The sequence below is a fragment of the Curtobacterium sp. MCLR17_058 genome (genome assembly GCF_003234705.2).
Taxonomy (GTDB): Bacteria; Actinomycetota; Actinomycetes; order Actinomycetales; family Microbacteriaceae; genus Curtobacterium; species Curtobacterium flaccumfaciens.
In genome coordinates this window covers 2445399-2460700 of the sequence record NZ_CP126262.1, presented here as the reverse complement: position 1 = coordinate 2460700, position 15302 = coordinate 2445399, and the positions used below count along the sequence as shown (strand labels likewise).

General features: G+C 71.8%; 16 protein-coding genes and 1 tRNA gene. 10 read left to right on the top strand and 7 right to left on the bottom strand.

The window, feature by feature from the left end; translation table 11 throughout:
• Positions 1-25: 25 nt before the first annotated feature.
• Entirely contained in the window at positions 26-496 is a 471-nt protein-coding gene (gene bcp, locus DEJ11_RS11625; protein ID WP_111104451.1) for a thioredoxin-dependent thiol peroxidase, read from the bottom strand.
• Between the two features lie 95 nt (positions 497-591).
• On the opposite strand from bcp, the gene DEJ11_RS11620 reads away from it, so the two are divergent.
• Positions 592-664, top strand: a tRNA-Lys gene (locus DEJ11_RS11620).
• Between the two features lie 105 nt (positions 665-769).
• Here the strand turns inward: DEJ11_RS11620 and DEJ11_RS11615 are convergent.
• Entirely contained in the window at positions 770-1420 is a 651-nt protein-coding gene (locus tag DEJ11_RS11615; protein ID WP_502866900.1) for a YigZ family protein, read from the bottom strand.
• 101 nt (positions 1421-1521) lie between these two features.
• On the opposite strand from DEJ11_RS11615, the gene DEJ11_RS11610 reads away from it, so the two are divergent.
• From DEJ11_RS11610 to DEJ11_RS11580, 7 genes are all read left to right on the top strand, one after another.
• Entirely contained in the window at positions 1522-1962 is a 441-nt protein-coding gene (locus tag DEJ11_RS11610; protein WP_051596928.1) for a hypothetical protein, read from the top strand.
• Positions 1959-2420: an ImmA/IrrE family metallo-endopeptidase gene (locus tag DEJ11_RS11605; RefSeq protein ID WP_071405780.1), complete on the top strand. Its 462-nt coding sequence runs from the start codon at positions 1959-1961 to the stop codon at positions 2418-2420. The genes DEJ11_RS11610 and DEJ11_RS11605 overlap by 4 nt, the downstream gene beginning before the upstream one ends.
• Positions 2417-3343, top strand: coding sequence for a hypothetical protein (locus tag DEJ11_RS11600; protein ID WP_111104449.1), 927 nt, complete (start codon positions 2417-2419; stop codon positions 3341-3343). Before DEJ11_RS11605 ends, DEJ11_RS11600 begins: the two co-directional genes overlap by 4 nt.
• Before the next feature lie 162 nt (positions 3344-3505).
• Positions 3506-3718, top strand: a complete 213-nt coding sequence (locus tag DEJ11_RS11595) for an SCO4848 family membrane protein (RefSeq protein WP_027466517.1) — start codon at positions 3506-3508, stop codon at positions 3716-3718.
• A 48-nt stretch (positions 3719-3766) separates the two neighbouring features.
• Positions 3767-4444, top strand: coding sequence for a response regulator transcription factor (locus DEJ11_RS11590; RefSeq protein ID WP_111104447.1), 678 nt, complete (start codon positions 3767-3769; stop codon positions 4442-4444).
• Positions 4437-5834: a sensor histidine kinase gene (locus DEJ11_RS11585; protein ID WP_111104446.1), complete on the top strand. Its 1398-nt coding sequence runs from the start codon at positions 4437-4439 to the stop codon at positions 5832-5834. The genes DEJ11_RS11590 and DEJ11_RS11585 overlap by 8 nt, the downstream gene beginning before the upstream one ends.
• A gap of 49 nt (positions 5835-5883) precedes the next feature.
• Positions 5884-6543 carry a PepSY domain-containing protein gene (locus tag DEJ11_RS11580; protein WP_181440879.1) on the top strand — a complete coding sequence of 220 codons (660 nt, stop codon included), beginning with the start codon at positions 5884-5886 and terminating at the stop codon, positions 6541-6543.
• A 68-nt stretch (positions 6544-6611) separates the two neighbouring features.
• On the opposite strand, the gene DEJ11_RS11575 is transcribed toward DEJ11_RS11580, so the two are convergent.
• Together DEJ11_RS11575 and DEJ11_RS11570 are read right to left on the bottom strand one after the other, a co-directional pair.
• Positions 6612-6911 (bottom strand): hypothetical protein, encoded by a 300-nt coding sequence (locus tag DEJ11_RS11575; RefSeq protein ID WP_146245099.1) that lies wholly within the window; start codon positions 6909-6911, stop codon positions 6612-6614.
• Positions 6912-6987: 76 nt separating this feature from the next.
• Positions 6988-8520, bottom strand: a complete 1533-nt coding sequence (locus tag DEJ11_RS11570; protein ID WP_111031878.1) for an amino acid permease — start codon at positions 8518-8520, stop codon at positions 6988-6990.
• Positions 8521-8658: 138 nt separating this feature from the next.
• Between DEJ11_RS11570 and DEJ11_RS11565 the strand changes: the two genes are divergently transcribed.
• On the top strand, positions 8659-9822 hold the full coding sequence (locus tag DEJ11_RS11565) for a mechanosensitive ion channel family protein (protein WP_111039907.1): 1164 nt from the start codon (positions 8659-8661) through the stop codon (positions 9820-9822).
• A 123-nt stretch (positions 9823-9945) separates the two neighbouring features.
• On the opposite strand, the gene DEJ11_RS11560 is transcribed toward DEJ11_RS11565, so the two are convergent.
• A complete protein-coding gene (locus DEJ11_RS11560; protein WP_027466522.1) occupies positions 9946-10134 on the bottom strand; it encodes a hypothetical protein in 189 nt (62 codons plus the stop codon).
• A gap of 93 nt (positions 10135-10227) precedes the next feature.
• On the opposite strand from DEJ11_RS11560, the gene DEJ11_RS11555 reads away from it, so the two are divergent.
• Complete coding sequence (locus tag DEJ11_RS11555; RefSeq protein WP_111089173.1) at positions 10228-11379, top strand: SLC13 family permease; 1152 nt, start codon at positions 10228-10230, stop codon at positions 11377-11379.
• A gap of 45 nt (positions 11380-11424) precedes the next feature.
• Here DEJ11_RS11555 and DEJ11_RS11550 read toward each other — a convergent pair whose 3' ends face one another.
• Complete coding sequence (locus DEJ11_RS11550; RefSeq protein WP_111089174.1) at positions 11425-12396, bottom strand: magnesium transporter CorA family protein; 972 nt, start codon at positions 12394-12396, stop codon at positions 11425-11427.
• 83 nt (positions 12397-12479) lie between these two features.
• The gene (locus DEJ11_RS11545) at positions 12480-15281 is read right to left on the bottom strand and encodes a hypothetical protein (protein ID WP_111104443.1); all 2802 of its coding nucleotides are present in this window, start codon (positions 15279-15281) and stop codon (positions 12480-12482) included.
• Positions 15282-15302: the final 21 nt, after the last annotated feature.

Sequence of the window (15302 nt, the reverse complement as noted above, 5' to 3'; positions counted from 1 at the left end):
CGGGCCTCAAGTGCGTGGCCAGCCCTCAGACCAGGCCGAGCTTCTTCCGCAGGCTCGCCACGTGCCCGGTGGCCTTGACGTTGTAGAGCGGCAGCTGCACGGCGCCGTTCTCGTCGACCACGATCGTGGACCGGATCGTGCCGGTGACGATCTTGCCGTAGTTGTTCTTCTCACCCCAGGCCGCGTAGGCCTTGTGCACGGCGAGGTCGGGGTCGCTCAGCAGCGGGAAGGTCAGCGCCTGCTCGTGCTGGAAGGTCTTGAGCTTCGCCTGCTCGTCCTTCGAGACGCCGAGGACCTCGTAGCCGGCGGCCTGCAGCGAGGACATGTTGTCGCGGAAGTCGCAGGCCTCGGTGGTGCAGCCCGGGGTGGACGCCGCCGGGTAGAAGTACACGATGACCTTCTTGCCGCGGAGGGCAGCGAGGGAGTGCTCGACGCCGTCCTGGTCGGGCAGCGTGAAGTCGGGGGCGGTGTCGCCGGGGACGAGACGGTCGGTCATGGTGCTCCTGTTCGCGTCGTGCGCCCGCGAGTGGTCGTGGGCGCGCGAAACCCATGCTATTGTTGATTCCCGTTGCGGCACGGAAGCCGGAACATGCACCTCTAGCTCAATTGGCAGAGCAACTGACTCTTAATCAGTGGGTTCTCGGTTCAAGTCCGAGGGGGTGCACTGCAGGACGAACGCCCCGGCTCATCGAGTCGGGGCGTTCGTGCGTTCCCGGCAGGTTTCCACGCCGATGCCGAGACACGCCCGAGGTGTGCAGGAACCGCGAATTCAGTCGGCGCGGACGTCGACGATCCGCTCCTCGCCGATGACGGGTGCGAGCGAACCGGCCGACGCGGCGGCGAGGTCGGCCGTCAGGGCGCCGAGCGCCTCGTGGGGGACCCACACCTCGAAGGTCGCCGCCTGCCCGTACTCGGTCGGGCCGAGCGTCGCGTGGTGGTGCCGCACCCAGTCGCGCAGCACGTTGTCGAGCCGCCCGGCGTCGGCGTGGTCGACGTCGAAGCGCACCTGCGTCAATGCCTCGCGACGGACGAGGAGCGCCGTGTCGAGCGCCTCGGACACCGAGGTCGAGTAGGCCCGGACCAGTCCGCCGGCACCGAGCTTCACCCCGCCGAAGTACCGCGTGACGACCGCGACGACGTCGGTCAGCCCGCGGCGTCGCAGGACCTCGAGCATCGGGACGCCCGCGGTGCCGGAGGGCTCCCCGTCGTCCGAGGAACGGGCCTGGTCGCCGAGCACGCCGGTGACCATCGCCGTGCAGTTGTGCCGGGCGTCCCAGTACCGCCGGCGGACCTCGGCGATCACGCGGTCGGCGTCCTCGACCCCGGTCACCGGCGCGACGGTGGTGATGAACCGCGACTTCGTGATGACGATCTCGTGCTCGACCGGTGCCGCGACGGTGGCGGGGAAGCGGCGGGGCATGCCCACGAGGGTAGCGGCGCGCGTGCCGGGCACCCGCGCTAGCATGGCGTCCACGCGCCGGACCCACAGGTCGCGCGGACACGGCTGGGGAGGAGTCCGAGATGGACACGGGTGATCTGAAGGGCGGGGCGCTCGACGCCGCCGAGCTCGCGCGCCGCCTCAACCTGCTCCTCGACTTCGAGGAGTCGCAGCGTGGCGCCCCGGTGCCGTTCTCCTCGATCGAGGAGTACGTCGCGGCGCACGGCGGGTCGCTGTCGCGGGCGAAGTGGACCTACATGCTCTCCGGCGACGGCCGCCGCAACCGCGACACCGAGCTCCTGCGCCTGCTGGCCGGGTACTTCGAGGTCGACGAACGCTTCCTGCTCGAGGACAGCGAGGTGCCGGAACGGATCGGTGCCCAGCTCGCCCTCGTCCGGTCCCTGCGGTCCGCCCGCGTGAGCGGCTTCGCGGCCCGGACCTTCCCCGGTGAGCTCTCACCCGACGCGCTGCGGCGCATCGCCGAGGTGCTCGAGGAGGAATCGCAGCGGGGGAGCGTCGCATGACCGACGCCCTCGTCGAGGCGTTCTGGGCTCGTGGTGCCGCCGAGGGGTGGTCGGACGTCGACCAGGCCGTCGCCGCCGCCGCTGACGTCGTCGGCAAGCCGATCGTGGTGCGCGAGGAGTCGTTCCTGGCCGCCGAACCCGTGTGCGGCTTCGTGGCCACCCTCGAGCACGCGCACCTCGTGATGATCTCGCCGACGACCTCGCCGACGTTCCGCTCGTTCGTGATCGGGCACGAGCTCGGGCACGTCCTGCACCGGCACCAGGAGCACGCCCCGCAGAGCGCCTACATCCGTGACGTCATCCCCGACCTGCCCGAGTACAAGGTCGAGCGTGCGCTGGCCCGGGGGATGTTCTCGAACACCTACGAGCACGAGGCCGAGGTCTTCGCCGACCGCCTGGCCACCGTGATCCGCCAGCACCGCGGCCGCCCGAGCGCCTTCCGCGGGGTCTTCGGGTGATCATCGCCGTCGTCCAGGCGGTGCTGCTCATCGTCGGGACGATCGTGCTGTTGGTCCTGCAACGCGGGCAGGACCGCACCCTGGCGTTCACGTTCCTGCTCTTCGCCGCCACCATCGTGACGAACGTCGACCCGCTGTACCGGTGGCTCGACCCGCTGCTCGGCGGGTTCAACGTCGTGACCGTCATCAGCGACTGCCTCATGGTGGCCGGCACGAGCACGCTGCTGTGGGGCGTGGCGAAGGCGGTCGGCGCGGCGCGGCCCTGGCTCCGGAACGCGGTCGTGGTGTCCTTCGCCGTGGTCGTCGTGGTGGTCGTCGTCGCGTTCACCGTGCTCGACAAGCCGGCGACGACGACGACCTTCATGCTCGACGCCGGCTCGCACCCGGCTGCCACCGTCTACTCGATCGCGCAGACCGTCTACCTCGGAGTGGCCCTCGGCGCGACGGGGTTCATCTGCGTGCTCCGGCTGCGCGAAGCCCGGACGACCACCGACCTGGTGGGGCTGTGGGTCCTGGTCCTCGGTGGGGTGCTCGGGGTCGTCCGCATGGTCGTGGTCGTCGTGATGGACGTCGCCCACGTCGCCGGCGACCTGGACGTCACGCACGCGCTCTCGCTGCCCTACGACATCACCACGCCGGGAGCCGTGCTGTGCGTGGCGTCCGGCATGCTCCTGCTCGTCGTCGGGCACCGGATCTCCCGCCGCCGCCGTGCCCGCCGTGTGGACGATGCGCTCCGCCGCCTGGCGCCGCTGCACGAACGGATCGGCGTGGACAACGCCTACCCGCCGACCGACGACCCCGCGACCCGGCTCAGCCGCCGCATCGTCGAGATCAACGACGGCGTCCGGGGAGCACGGGCGTCCCTGACCGACGCCGAGCGTGCCGCCCTCGCCGACGCCGAGGCCGCGCTCGAGACGGCGTAGTCCCTCGACGCTGCCGGACAGGCCGTGTACAGTCTGTAGCAAGTGCTACAGATCCTGTGGCCTGCCGGGTCGGGACTCGGCCGCGTTGGGGGCGGCCGAGCACCACCCGCCCGGCGTCGACGTACCGGCATCGTCGCCGCGAACGTTCACTAGGATCGTCCCGTGCTCGTCTTCGCCGCAGTCGTCCTGTTCATCGGCGCCGTCTTCAACGTCGTCACCTGGCCGCGCTTCTTCCAGCGTGTCGCGAAGGATTCCCGTGCCCGCGACGCCGCCGGCAAGCCGACGACGTTCTACACGGTGCACCTCGTGCTCCTGCTCATCGCGCTCGCCATCGCCGTCGCGTCCGTGATCGCCGGGATCCTGCTGTTGGTCTGAGCCCGCCGCTTCAGCCCTGCTTCAGCGGGGCACGGCAGGATCGACCCCATGCGTGTGCTGGTGGTCGACGACGAGGTCCGGCTCGCCGACGGCGTGCGCCGCGGCCTCGAGGCCGAGGGGTGGGCGGTCGACGTCGCGAACGACGGCGTGGACGGTCTGTGGCACGCGCGTGAGTTCCGCTACGACGCGATCGTGCTCGACCTGATGATGCCCGGCCTGAGCGGCTGGGCCGTGTGCGCGCGGCTCCGCGCCGACGGCGACTGGACCCCCGTGCTCATGCTGACGGCCAAGGACGGCGAGTGGGACCAGGTCGAGGCGCTCGACGCGGGGGCCGACGACTACGTCACCAAGCCGTTCTCGCACCCGGTGCTCGTCGCACGGTTGCGGGCGCTCGTCCGACGGGGTGCCCGCGAGCGCCCCACCGTCCTGACGCTCGGCGACCTGGTGGTCGACCCCGCGGCGCGCACCGTGGTCCGCGGCGACACCCCTGTCGAGCTGACCAGCCGCGAGTTCGCCGTGCTCGAGTACCTCGCACGGCACCCGGGACAGGTCCGGTCGAAGCGCGACGTCATCGAGAACGTCTGGGACGTCGACTTCGAGGGCGACCCGAACATCGTCGAGGTGTACGTCGGGCACCTCCGCCGGAAGCTCGACCGACCGTTCGGGCGTGCCGCGATCGAGACGGTCCGGGGCGCCGGGTACCGCTTGGCGGCGGACGGTGGCTGAGCGGCCGAAGCACGGTGCGAGCGGAGCCGCACGAAGCAGGCCACGGCGCGCCCGGTCGGTCCGGGCCCGCACCACGCTCGGCGCCGGTGCCGTCGTCCTCGCGGCCCTGGTCATCGGTGCCGTCGCCTTCGTCGTCGTGCTGCGGCTCGTGCTGCTCGACGGCGTGCGGACCTCCGCCGAGGCGGGTCTCGAGCAGGTGTCCTCCCGGGTCGAGGCGGACGGTGCGGCCGCGGTGACCGGCTACGAGGACGTCCTGGTGCAGGTGATCGGCGACGGCGGGGCGGTCCTGGCGCACGGCGAGGACGCCGACGGGGACGCCCTCCCGACCGCCGACGAGTCCCGGTGGACCCACGACGGCGAACGCTGGCTGCTCGTGGCGGACGACGTGGACCTGCCCGGCGGCGGTGAGGCGACGCTCGTCTACGGCGCCACGCTCGACCAGGCCGACACCGCGGTCCGCACCGCCGTCGTGCTCCTCGCCGTGGGGGTGCCCGTGCTGGTGCTCCTGCTGGTCGCGGTCACCTGGGCCGTCACCGGGCGCTCGCTGCGGCCGGTGGAACGGATGCGCACCGAGGTCGAGACGATCCGGGCGGCCCGTCCGGAGGCCCGGGTGGAGGTCCCGGACACCGGCGACGAGGTCGCCCGGCTCGCGAGCACCATGAACGCCATGCTCGACCGCCTCGAACGCTCCGCCGAGAGCCAGCGGCGCTTCGTGTCCGATGCCTCCCACGAACTCCGGTCGCCGATCGCGTCGATCCGGCAGCACGCCGAGGTCGCCGTCGCGCACCCGGAGCGGACCGAGGTGGCGGACCTCGCCGACGTCGTGCGGTCCGAGGCGGTGCGGCTGCAGGACCTGGTCACCGGGCTGCTCGAGCTCTCCCGCCTCGACGAGGGCGGGATCCGCACGCGGCGCCCCGTCGACCTCGACGACCTCGCGCTCGACGCGGTGGCCCGCGCGCGGGCACGGTCGACGGCGGGTGTCGCGCCCGAGCGGCACGGCGACGCGCCGGTGGTGCGGGTGGACGGCTCGGCGATCTCGGCAGCGCGGGTCCTCGGCGACGAGCGCGTGTTGGCTGGGGTGGTCCGGAACCTCGTCGACAACGCCGTCCGGCACGCGAGCACACGCGTCGCCGTGTCGCTCACCGAGCACGACGGGTCCGCGGTGCTCACGGTCGACGACGACGGCACCGGCGTCCCCGAGGACGAGCGCGAGCGCGTCTTCGAGCGGTTCGTCCGTCTCGACGAGGCCCGCAGCCGGGACGCCGGCGGCGCGGGGCTCGGCCTCGCCATCGTCCGCGACGCCGTACGGGCGCACGGCGGGGACACGACCGTGGTCACGTCCCCGCTCGGCGGCGCGCGGTTCGTCGTCCGCATCGCACTCGGCGGCTGAACAGGCGGCTTCAGGGCTGCTTCAGCACCCCGACGCGATGCTCGTCCACATGAACTTCCGTACCCAGCACCAGAAGCCCTCCGCCCGCCGCATCGCCGCGTTCGCTGCCCTGCCGATCGTCGCGGCGCTCGCACTCACCGGCTGCGCCAGCGACGACTCCGACGACGACACCGGCTCGGCCGGCTCCGGCTCGGTCGGTTCGTCGGCGACGGACTCGGCCGGCACCGGCACCGGCACCGGCTCGTCATCGTCCGGCTCGGCGTCCTCCGGCTCGAACAAGGCCCTGCTCGCCGCCGTCGCGACCGCACGCGGTGAGGTCGGCTCGGGCGCCGTCATCTCGGTCGAGCAGGAGCAGGGCGCCTCCGCCTACGAGGTCCTCGTCGTGACGAAGGACGGCACCGAGCACGAGGTGCACACGAACGCCGACGGTTCCACGGTCGCCGGCACCCCGCAGACCGAGGCCGCCGACGCCGACGACAAGGCCGAGCACGAGCGCTTCGTCGCCGCCGCCGACCTGAGCGTCAAGCAGGCCGTCGACGCCTTCCAGGACCTGCACGCGGGGACCGTGACCGAGCTCGGGCTCGACGACCACGTCGGCACGGTCGTCTGGGAGGGCGACGTGCTCGACTCGTCCGGCACCAAGCACAGCGTGCGCATCGACGCCGGCTCCGGTGACGTCGTCACCGACCGCGTCGACACCGACGACTGAGCCGGGCACCCGGGCAACGGGGCCCCGGGCAACGGGGCTGCGGGCCACGGAGCCCGGCACCGGCGTCCTCAGGACTCCAGCGGCGGTCCGAGCACCTTCCGGATCGCCAGCGCAGCGAGCTGCTCGTCCGTGGTGTCGAGCAGCACCCGGTAGGTGTCCTGTCCGGCGAGGAACTCCACGCAGACGGCGTCCTCGTCGCACGGTCCGAGGCGCCACCCCTGCACCGCGTCCATCGGCACCACGGTGCGGGTCTCGCGCTGGTAGTCGGTCTCGGCCTCGAGACGATCCGCGAACACCCGGAGGCGTCCGTAGGCACCTCGCCAGCTGAGCTGCAGGTCGAGGGTGGGAGAAGGAGAGCGGTCCGGCACCCGCTGATGGTAGCGACGGGTGCCGGACCGCTCGTGTTCGGCGCTGGGGCCTTGCGTTCCGGGGACAAGCGGAGCGCTAGCTCCCGTCGCCGTCGCGTCGCACCGAGGCGGCGGGGTCGCGGACGCCGATCGGGTAGGGGCCCGTGACGCCCTCGCGCAGGGCGGCGATGCGCAGGATGCGGTCACGCTGCAGGAACCAGCCGACGACGAGCAGCGGGATGATGATGACGAGCGACGCGATGGTGTACGTGCCGACGGGGTAGTCGATCGCCATCAGGACGATGACCGAGGCGAGGAACGCCAGGGTCAGCCAGGCGGTGACCGGAGCACCGGGCAGCTTGAACGAGGGTTCCTTCGCGAGCCCCTGCTTGGCCCACTGGCGCAGCCGCATCTGGCACAGGATGATCGTGCCCCACGCGGTGATGATGCCGAGGCTGGCGATGTTCAGGGCGATCTCGAACGCCTGCTTCGGGACGAAGTAGTTCAGCACGACGCCCGCGACGGTGAAGGCCGCCGTGAGCAGGATGCCGGCGTAGGGGACGCCGCCCTTCGACATCTTCGTGGTCCACTTCGGCGCCGAACCGTTCATGCCCATCGAGTGGAGCGCGCGTCCGGTGGAGTACAGGCCGGCGTTCAGGGACGACAGGGCGGCGGTGAGCACGACGAAGTTCATGATGCCGCCGACGATCGCGCCGACGTGCGGGTTGCCGAGCGACGAGAAGAACGTCACGAAGGGGCTCTCGCCCTCCTTGTAGGCCGTGTACGGCAGCAGCAGGGAGAGCAGGACGATCGACCCGACGTAGAAGACCGCGATGCGGAAGACGACGGAGTTGATCGCGCGCGGGATGACCTTCTCGGCGTTCTGCGTCTCACCCGATGCGGTGCCGACGAGCTCGATCGCGGCGTAGGCGAAGACGACACCCTGGATCACGATGACCGCGGGGAGCAGCCCGTTCGGGAACAGCCCGCCGTTGTCGCCCCAGATCGAGAAGCCGGTGCGGACGGCCTCGCCACCGGCCTCGACGGGGAACGCGAAGACGAGCCAGATGATCGCGACGACGAGGAACGCCACGAGCGCGGCGACCTTGATCAGGGCGAACCAGAACTCGAGCTCGCCGAACACCTTCACGGCGACCATGTTCGCCGCGAGGACGACGATCAGGGCGATCAGCGCCAGCAGCCACTGCGGCGCCGCGGTGAAGGCCGACCAGTACTGCAGGTAGATCGCGACCGCGGTGGTGTCGACGATCGAGGTCATCGCCCAGTTCAGGAAGTACATCCAGCCGGCGGCGTACGCGAACTTCTCGCCGTAGAACTCGCGGGCGTACGAGATGAACGACCCCGAGGACGGGCGGTGCAGCACCAGCTCGCCCAGGGCCCGCAGGATGAAGAAGGCGAAGATCCCGGCGACCAGGTAGGTCAGCGCGAGCGCGGGGCCCGCGGTGTGCAGGCGTCCACCGGCACCGAGGAAGAGGCCGGTGCCGATCGCGCCGCCGATCGCGATCATCTGCAGTTGCCGGGGCTTCAGACCGTGCTGGTAGCCCTCCTGCTCGTGCGAGAAGTCGTTCGCCGGCGCTCGGTTGCCACCCGTGTCGTTCTGCGCTGTCATGCGAGAGAACCTACATGCGCACCGGACCGGGGCGTCACGCAAAACCCGGTTCGGTCGAACCGCAGCGACTGAACGTCCGCACAGCCGACGGCGGCCCGAACCTGAACGACGACCGTCGTCCGTTGCTTGCATGGAGGGATGGACATCCTCCTCCGACTCCTCGTCGCGATCGGGTTCGCCCTGCTCGTCACCGCCGTCGTCGCCCTCGTCCTGCACCTGGTCCTCCGGGCGATCGCGCGCCGGGAACGCTGGGCCGGCGTGCTCTCGCGACGGACGAAGCACCCCTTCCGCACCGTGCTGCTGGTGGTCCTGCTCTGGATCGCGTTCACGTCGAGCATCCCGCGGAACCCCGACGCCTACCCGTGGCGCGACGAGGTCGCGCACGCCTTCCTGATCGTCACGATCGCGACCGGTTGCTGGCTCGCGTGCCAGGTCGCGATCTTCCTCGAGGACCTCGGGCTCCACCGCTTCCGCATCGACGTGCCCGACAACCGGCAGGCGCGTCGCATCCGCACCCAGGTGCTCATCATCCGGCGGCTCACCGTCGCCGTGCTCGTCATCATCGCGGTCGGCGCGATCCTGCTGACCTTCGACGGGGTCGAGGCCGCGGGCGCGAGCGTGCTCGCCAGCGCCGGTCTCATCTCCGTGGTCGCGGGCCTCGCCGCGCAGTCCACGCTCGGCAACGTGTTCGCCGGCATGCAGCTGGCGTTCTCCGGGTCGATCCGCGTCGACGACGTCGTCGTGGTCGAGCAGCAGTGGGGACGGATCGAGGAGATCACGCTGACCTACGTCGTCGTGCACCTGTGGGACGACCGTCGGTTCGTGCTGCCGTCGACGTACTTCACGAGCACGCCGTTCGAGAACTGGACCCGGACCGGCAGCGAACTGCTCGGTGCCGTCGAGTTCGACCTCGACTGGCGGGTGAGCCCGGCCGACATGCGGGCGGAGCTCGACCGGATCCTCGACACCTCGACGATCTGGGACCGCCGGGTCAAGGTGCTCCAGGTCACGGACGCCGTCGGGGGACTGGTCCGGGTCCGCATCCTCGTGACGGCACCCGACGCCGGAGGCCTGTTCGACCTCCGCTGCTACGTCCGCGAGGAGATGGTCGAGTGGATCCAGCGCACCCACCCGGACGCCCTGCCGGTCCAGCGGGTGCAGCTCACCGAGCCGGGTGCGGCGGCACCGCGCCGCCGCGGACGCCCGGCAGAGGGGGACTCGCAGCTGTTCGGTGACGACGAGCGCGGCGCGCTCTTCACCGGACCGATCCAGACGTCCGGCATCCCGGAGTCCGAGCGTTGACCCGGTGACGTGACCGCGTGCCGTGCACGGGACGGACGACGGACGGGAGGCACGGTGCCAGCTGGCACCGTGCCTCCCGTCCGTCAGGCCGGTCGCGTCTGCAACCGCCTGCCGCGTCTGGACCTACTGGCGCGCCTTGACCGCGCGGTCGTCCTCGACGACCGTGCCGATCGCCACGATCGTCGTGGCGAGCCACGCGACCCAGGTCAGCGCGAGCCGCCAGTCGCGCGGTCCCTGGCGGGTGGTCTGCAGCACGCTGTAGCCGCTGATGAGCGAACTCCACACCGCACCGTTGAACATGAACTTGCGCACAGAGGCCTCCTGTCGTCGTGCTGACAACGCTACCGGCCCGTACATTGGAGCGCCGCCGGTCACCCTGCCGCGGTGTCTGCCGGAGGAGTGTTCGTGCGTCAAGCGGTCATCGGAGCGGCCCTGCTCGTGGTCGGCGCGGTCTGCGTCGTGTTCGGGCTGCTGCCCCTCGACGACCTCGCCGTCCTCGCCGACCGGGTCCTGCCGGTCCTCGGGTTCGTGCTCGGACTGACCATCGTCGCCGAGCTGGCCGCGGACGCCGGAGTGTTCGACCGCCTCGCCGACGTCGCCGCCCGGGTCGGTGGCGGACGCACCATCGGGCTCTGGGGTGCGGTCGTCGTGCTCGCCGTGCTCTGCACCGTCTTCCTGTCGATCGACACCACCGCGGTGCTCCTCACCCCCATCGTCATCTCGCTCGCACGGCGTGTGGGACTGCCCCCGATGCCGTTCGCCCTGACCACGGTCTGGCTCGCGAACACGGCCTCGATGCTGCTGCCGGTGTCGAACCTGACGAACCTGCTCGCCGTCGACCGGATGGGGCTCGGCGGCCCGCTGCCGTTCGCCGGGCTGATGGCCTGGCCCGCGGTCGCCGGCGTGGTCGTGCCGTGCGTCGTCCTGCTCGTGGTGTTCCGCGGCAAGCTGTTCGGCCGGTACTCGCCGGTGTCCGTCCGCACGCCGAAGGACCCGGTGTTCTTCTGGGCTGCCTCCGCGGTGCTCGTCGCGCTCGTCGTCGCCCTGACGGCCGGGGTGACCGTGTGGATCGCCGCGGTCCTGGCCGCCGTGGTGCTCGTCGTGGTCGCGGCGTTCCGGTCACCGTCCGAACTCCGGGTGTCCCGCGTGCCATGGTCGACCCTGCTGTTCGCCGCCGGGCTCTTCGTGGTGGTCGAGGCGCTGCACACGACGGGCATCACCGACCCGATCGTGCACGCGCTGCAGGGCGGCACCGGGACCGGCCCACTGCTGCTGCTCGGCGGGGCGGGCGCGGTCGCAGCGAACGGCATCGACAACCTGCCGGCGTACCTGGTGCTCGAACCGGCCGCCGGGCACGAGGCCGTCCGGTACGCGGCGCTGCTCATCGGCGTCAACGCCGGCTGCCTCATCACGCCGTGGGCCTCGCTCGCGACGCTGCTGTGGCACGCACGGCTGTCGGCCGAGGGCGTGCACCTGTCCTGGGGCCGGTACATGGCGCTCGGGTGCGTCGTCGCGCCGCTCACCGTCGTCGCCGGGGTCCTGGCGCTCGCGCTCTGACGCCGGCGGAGCCCGGTGCCGAGCCGGTGCCGGTGCCGTGCGCGGTCAGAGCCAGTCGCGGGTCTTGAAGACGCGGTAGAGCACGAGCGACGACGCGGTGATGATCGCGAGCGAGGCCCAGAGACCACTCCAGGCGCCCTCGCCCGGGAACTTCACGTTCTGCCCGAAGAAGCTCGTCACACCGGTCGGGATCGCGATGATCGCCGCCCAGCTCGTGACCTTCTTCATGACGGTGTTCTGCCGGTTCGACGCCAGGTTCAGGGTCGTGTCGAGCACGCTCGACACGGCGTCACGGAGCTGTTCGACGGAGTCGGCGATCGAGACCAGGTGGTCCTCGACGTCGCGGAAGTACGGACGGATGCCGTTCGAGATCGTCTCCGCGTCACCGTGCAGCAACGAGGCGACGCTGTCCCGCGTCGGGACGACCAGCCGCCGGAGCACCCCGAGGGTCTTGCGGAGCCGGAACGACCGCCGCTGGATCTGCTGCTCGCGGGGGTCGCCCGGTTCGAACAGGTCGTCCTCGAGCGCATCGATCTGCCGCTCGAGGTCCTCGACGGTGTCGGTGGCCCGGTCGACGACCGCGTCGAGCAGCGCCCAGACGAGCCAGGGCACGCCGTGTTCGGCGATGTCGGAGTTCGCCGTGAGCCGGTGTTCCATCGGGGTGGTGTCGACGTCGGACCCGTGGATGGTGACGAGCGCCCGTTCGGTGACGAAGGCCTTGACCTCGTGCGTGATCAGGTCACCCTCGTCGTCCGTGCCGCCCACGTCGTAGACGACCAGGAACAGGCTGTCCCGGTACCGGTCGAGCTTCGGCCGCTGTCCGTGCTCGACGGCGTCCTCGACCGCGAGTGCGTGGATGCCGAGCTCCTCCTCGATCTGCTCGAGGTCCGCCGACGTCGGGTCGGTGTAGTCGATCCAGACGAAGGTGTCCGGGTCGGCGACGAGGTCGGAGATCCGGTCGACGGGGAAGTCCCGCTCGACCGTGTCGCCCTTGCACCACGCCCGTGTCCTGACCATGCTCGTCAGCCTACTGAGACGGCCGACCCGGGAGATCCGGGTCGGCCGTCGTGGTGCTGCGGAGCCGCTCGGTCGGCTCCTGCTCAGTAGGCGGAGACGAGCTTGCCGTCCTGCACCTTCAGGTACTGGTTCACACTGAACGAGTCCTCGCCGCGCTTCTTGTCGCCGAGGTACGAGGTGTAGCCGTACGAGACGCTCCCGTCCTTCGTGCTCGTCACCATCACGGTGCCGGCGCGCGACGCCTCGACCTCCAGCTCGGGCATCGACGTGACGTCGTACTGCACGCCGCCGTCGGCGTCGTAGGGCCCGTACCAGGGGCAGCCGCTCAGGGCCCGGAGCTCGGTCTTCTCGGCGCAGTCGTCGATGAGGTCGGTCACGTACTGCTCGGCGTCCTGCTCGAGTGCCTTGGTCGCCTTCGGCGCGAAGTCGACGTAGCCCGACGTGACCGCACCCACGGCGACCTTCTCGGTGCCGCCGGTGAAGTACTTCGTCCCGCCGACCGAGACCTGGTAGGTGCCGGGGTAGGCGAGGGACGTGAACTTGCCGTCGCTGATCTCCCCGATCTCCTTGCCGCCGACGGTCACCGGAGCGCCCTCGAGGACGTCCGAGGCCGTCAGGGTGACCTGCTGGGCCAGCGGCTGGGTGACACGCCACTCGTCCTTCACCAGGAACGAGGTCCCCGTGCGCCGCAGCGACACCTGGCCGGAGCGGTTCTTGCCGTCCTGGGTGTAGCTCAGGGTGGCGATGGCGGTGTCACCGGTCCGGGCGACCCGGCCGACGCGGATGTCCGACGGGCGGTCCTTCGCGCTCCCGAGCACCTTCGAGTCGAGCATCGCCGCGTCGTCGGGGATCTCGCTCAGGTCGGCGGCGGTGTCGGCGTCACCGCTGGCGATGGCCTGCACGTAGGACTTCACGGTCGGTGCCGGACCCCAGACGTTGGCGCGGAGGACGCTCGTCGTGACCGCGCCGGCGATGACGACGACGATCACGGCGCCACCGGCGATGAGGGAACGGACCAGGATCTTCTTGGCCCGCGGGGACATCGGTGCGGGAGCGGGGGCACCACCGCCGATGAACGGCTGCGAACCGTCGGCCGGTTGTGCGCCGTACGGGGGCTGCGCGCCGTAGGGCGGCTGTGACCCGGACGCCGGCTGCGCGCCGGAGATCGACTGCACGCCGTACGCGGGCTCCTGGGCAGGCCCGGCCGGCGGGTACGGCACGTGCTGGTCAGCGGCCGGGGGAGTGTTCCACGCGGCGGCAGCCGGCGCGTCGGCGGCGACAGGCGCGCCGGGTGCAACGGGAGCGCCGGGAGCGCCGGGCGCGACGGGAGCACCGGGCGCGGCCGGGTCGACCGTCGCGGTGGGCGCGACGGGAGCGCCCTGACCGGCGACGGGAGCACCCTGACCGGCAGCGGGCCCGGCCGGGAACGCCGGCGGCACGACGGGGCGGGGGTCCGCTCCGACCAGGCGGGACGTCCGGAGCACCACGGCTCCGCCGAGGCGGGGCAGGAGCACCGGGGCGAGGTACCGGGCGACGACCTCGATCGCGCCGCCCCACAGGGCGAAGACGATCGGCGTCCACGGCGCGATGCCGATCGACCCCGAGCCGTCCACGGAGCTCGTGCTGCTCACCTGGTACGAGACGACGCCGGTGCCGAGGACGAAGCAGAGCAGACCGAGTGCGAACCACACCAGCGGCGTGACGACCCAGTCGAGCGTGGTGCGGATCCGGTCGTTGCGGCGGACGGCGAGGGCGAGCCCGGCCGCGACCGAGGTGACGACGACGAACAGCACGACGAGCCAGGTCCAGCCACCGGCTCCGCCGAACACCGAGGCGGTGTCGCTGGCGGACCCGAAGCCGGACGTCCCCACACCACCGAAGAACCCGAGCGCGGTCAGCCCGATCGCGACGTTGCCGAGCAGGAGCGGCAACGCGGAGCCGTAGGACGGCTGGGCGATCAGGGCGACGACGATGACGACGAGGGCGACCAGCACGACGAGGACCGTGAGCTGCGACGCGGCGACCCGGAGCGTGCCGAGCAGGCGGGCGGTGAAGACGTTGCGCCCGGCGAGGACGGAGGGCCGGGCGAGGAGTGCCGCCAGGGCGCCGATGACGAACGCGCCGATGATGCTGCCGAGACCGACGGCGTGCACCGGCTCGATGACCGCGCCGGACACCGACGGGAACCGGATCGCGAAGAGGCCGGCGGCGACGTTCGTGAGCACGGTGGTGACGAGGCCGGAGACCACCGCGGTGACGAGCACCTGCGTGCGGCCGAGGCCACGCGTGCGGATCCGGCGGGTGAGCACGACGGCCAGGACGACCTGCGCGGCGAGCACCAGCGCGGGCACCACGGCGAGCGAGCCCGAGCCGGAACCGAGGAACCCGATCGACCCGGACAGGTGCAGTCGGCCGAGGTCGGCGAGGGCCACGAGCTGCGCCGGCGCGCCGAGCAGGACGCTCACGCCGGAGAGCAGGGACTCCACGTCGGGGGCCGAGCCCGCGCCGAGGTCGGTGCCGGACCCGGTGGACGGAGCGGCCGACCCGCTGCCGCCCGACGCGAGCAGTCCGACGGTGATGAGCAGCGAGAGCCCGGCGACGACGTACGCCGCGACCCAGCCGCCGACGGCGGCGAGCACGGCCGCCAGCCAGTCGCGACCGGACACGGACCGCAGGAAGCGACCGAACGCATCGGACGGCTGCGCGGCGGGGGCGGGCTGACCCGACCACTGCTGCGGGCCTCCAGGCTGCTGCTGCCAGGCGGGCTGGCCGTTCCAGGCGGGCTGGCCGGCACCGGGCTGGCCCGGACCGGGCTGGCCGGCACCGGGCTGGCCCGGACCGGGCTGCGACGGCGGGACGGGCTGGTTGGGCGGGTTCTCGCTCACGGCTGGGGGTCCTCTCCGACC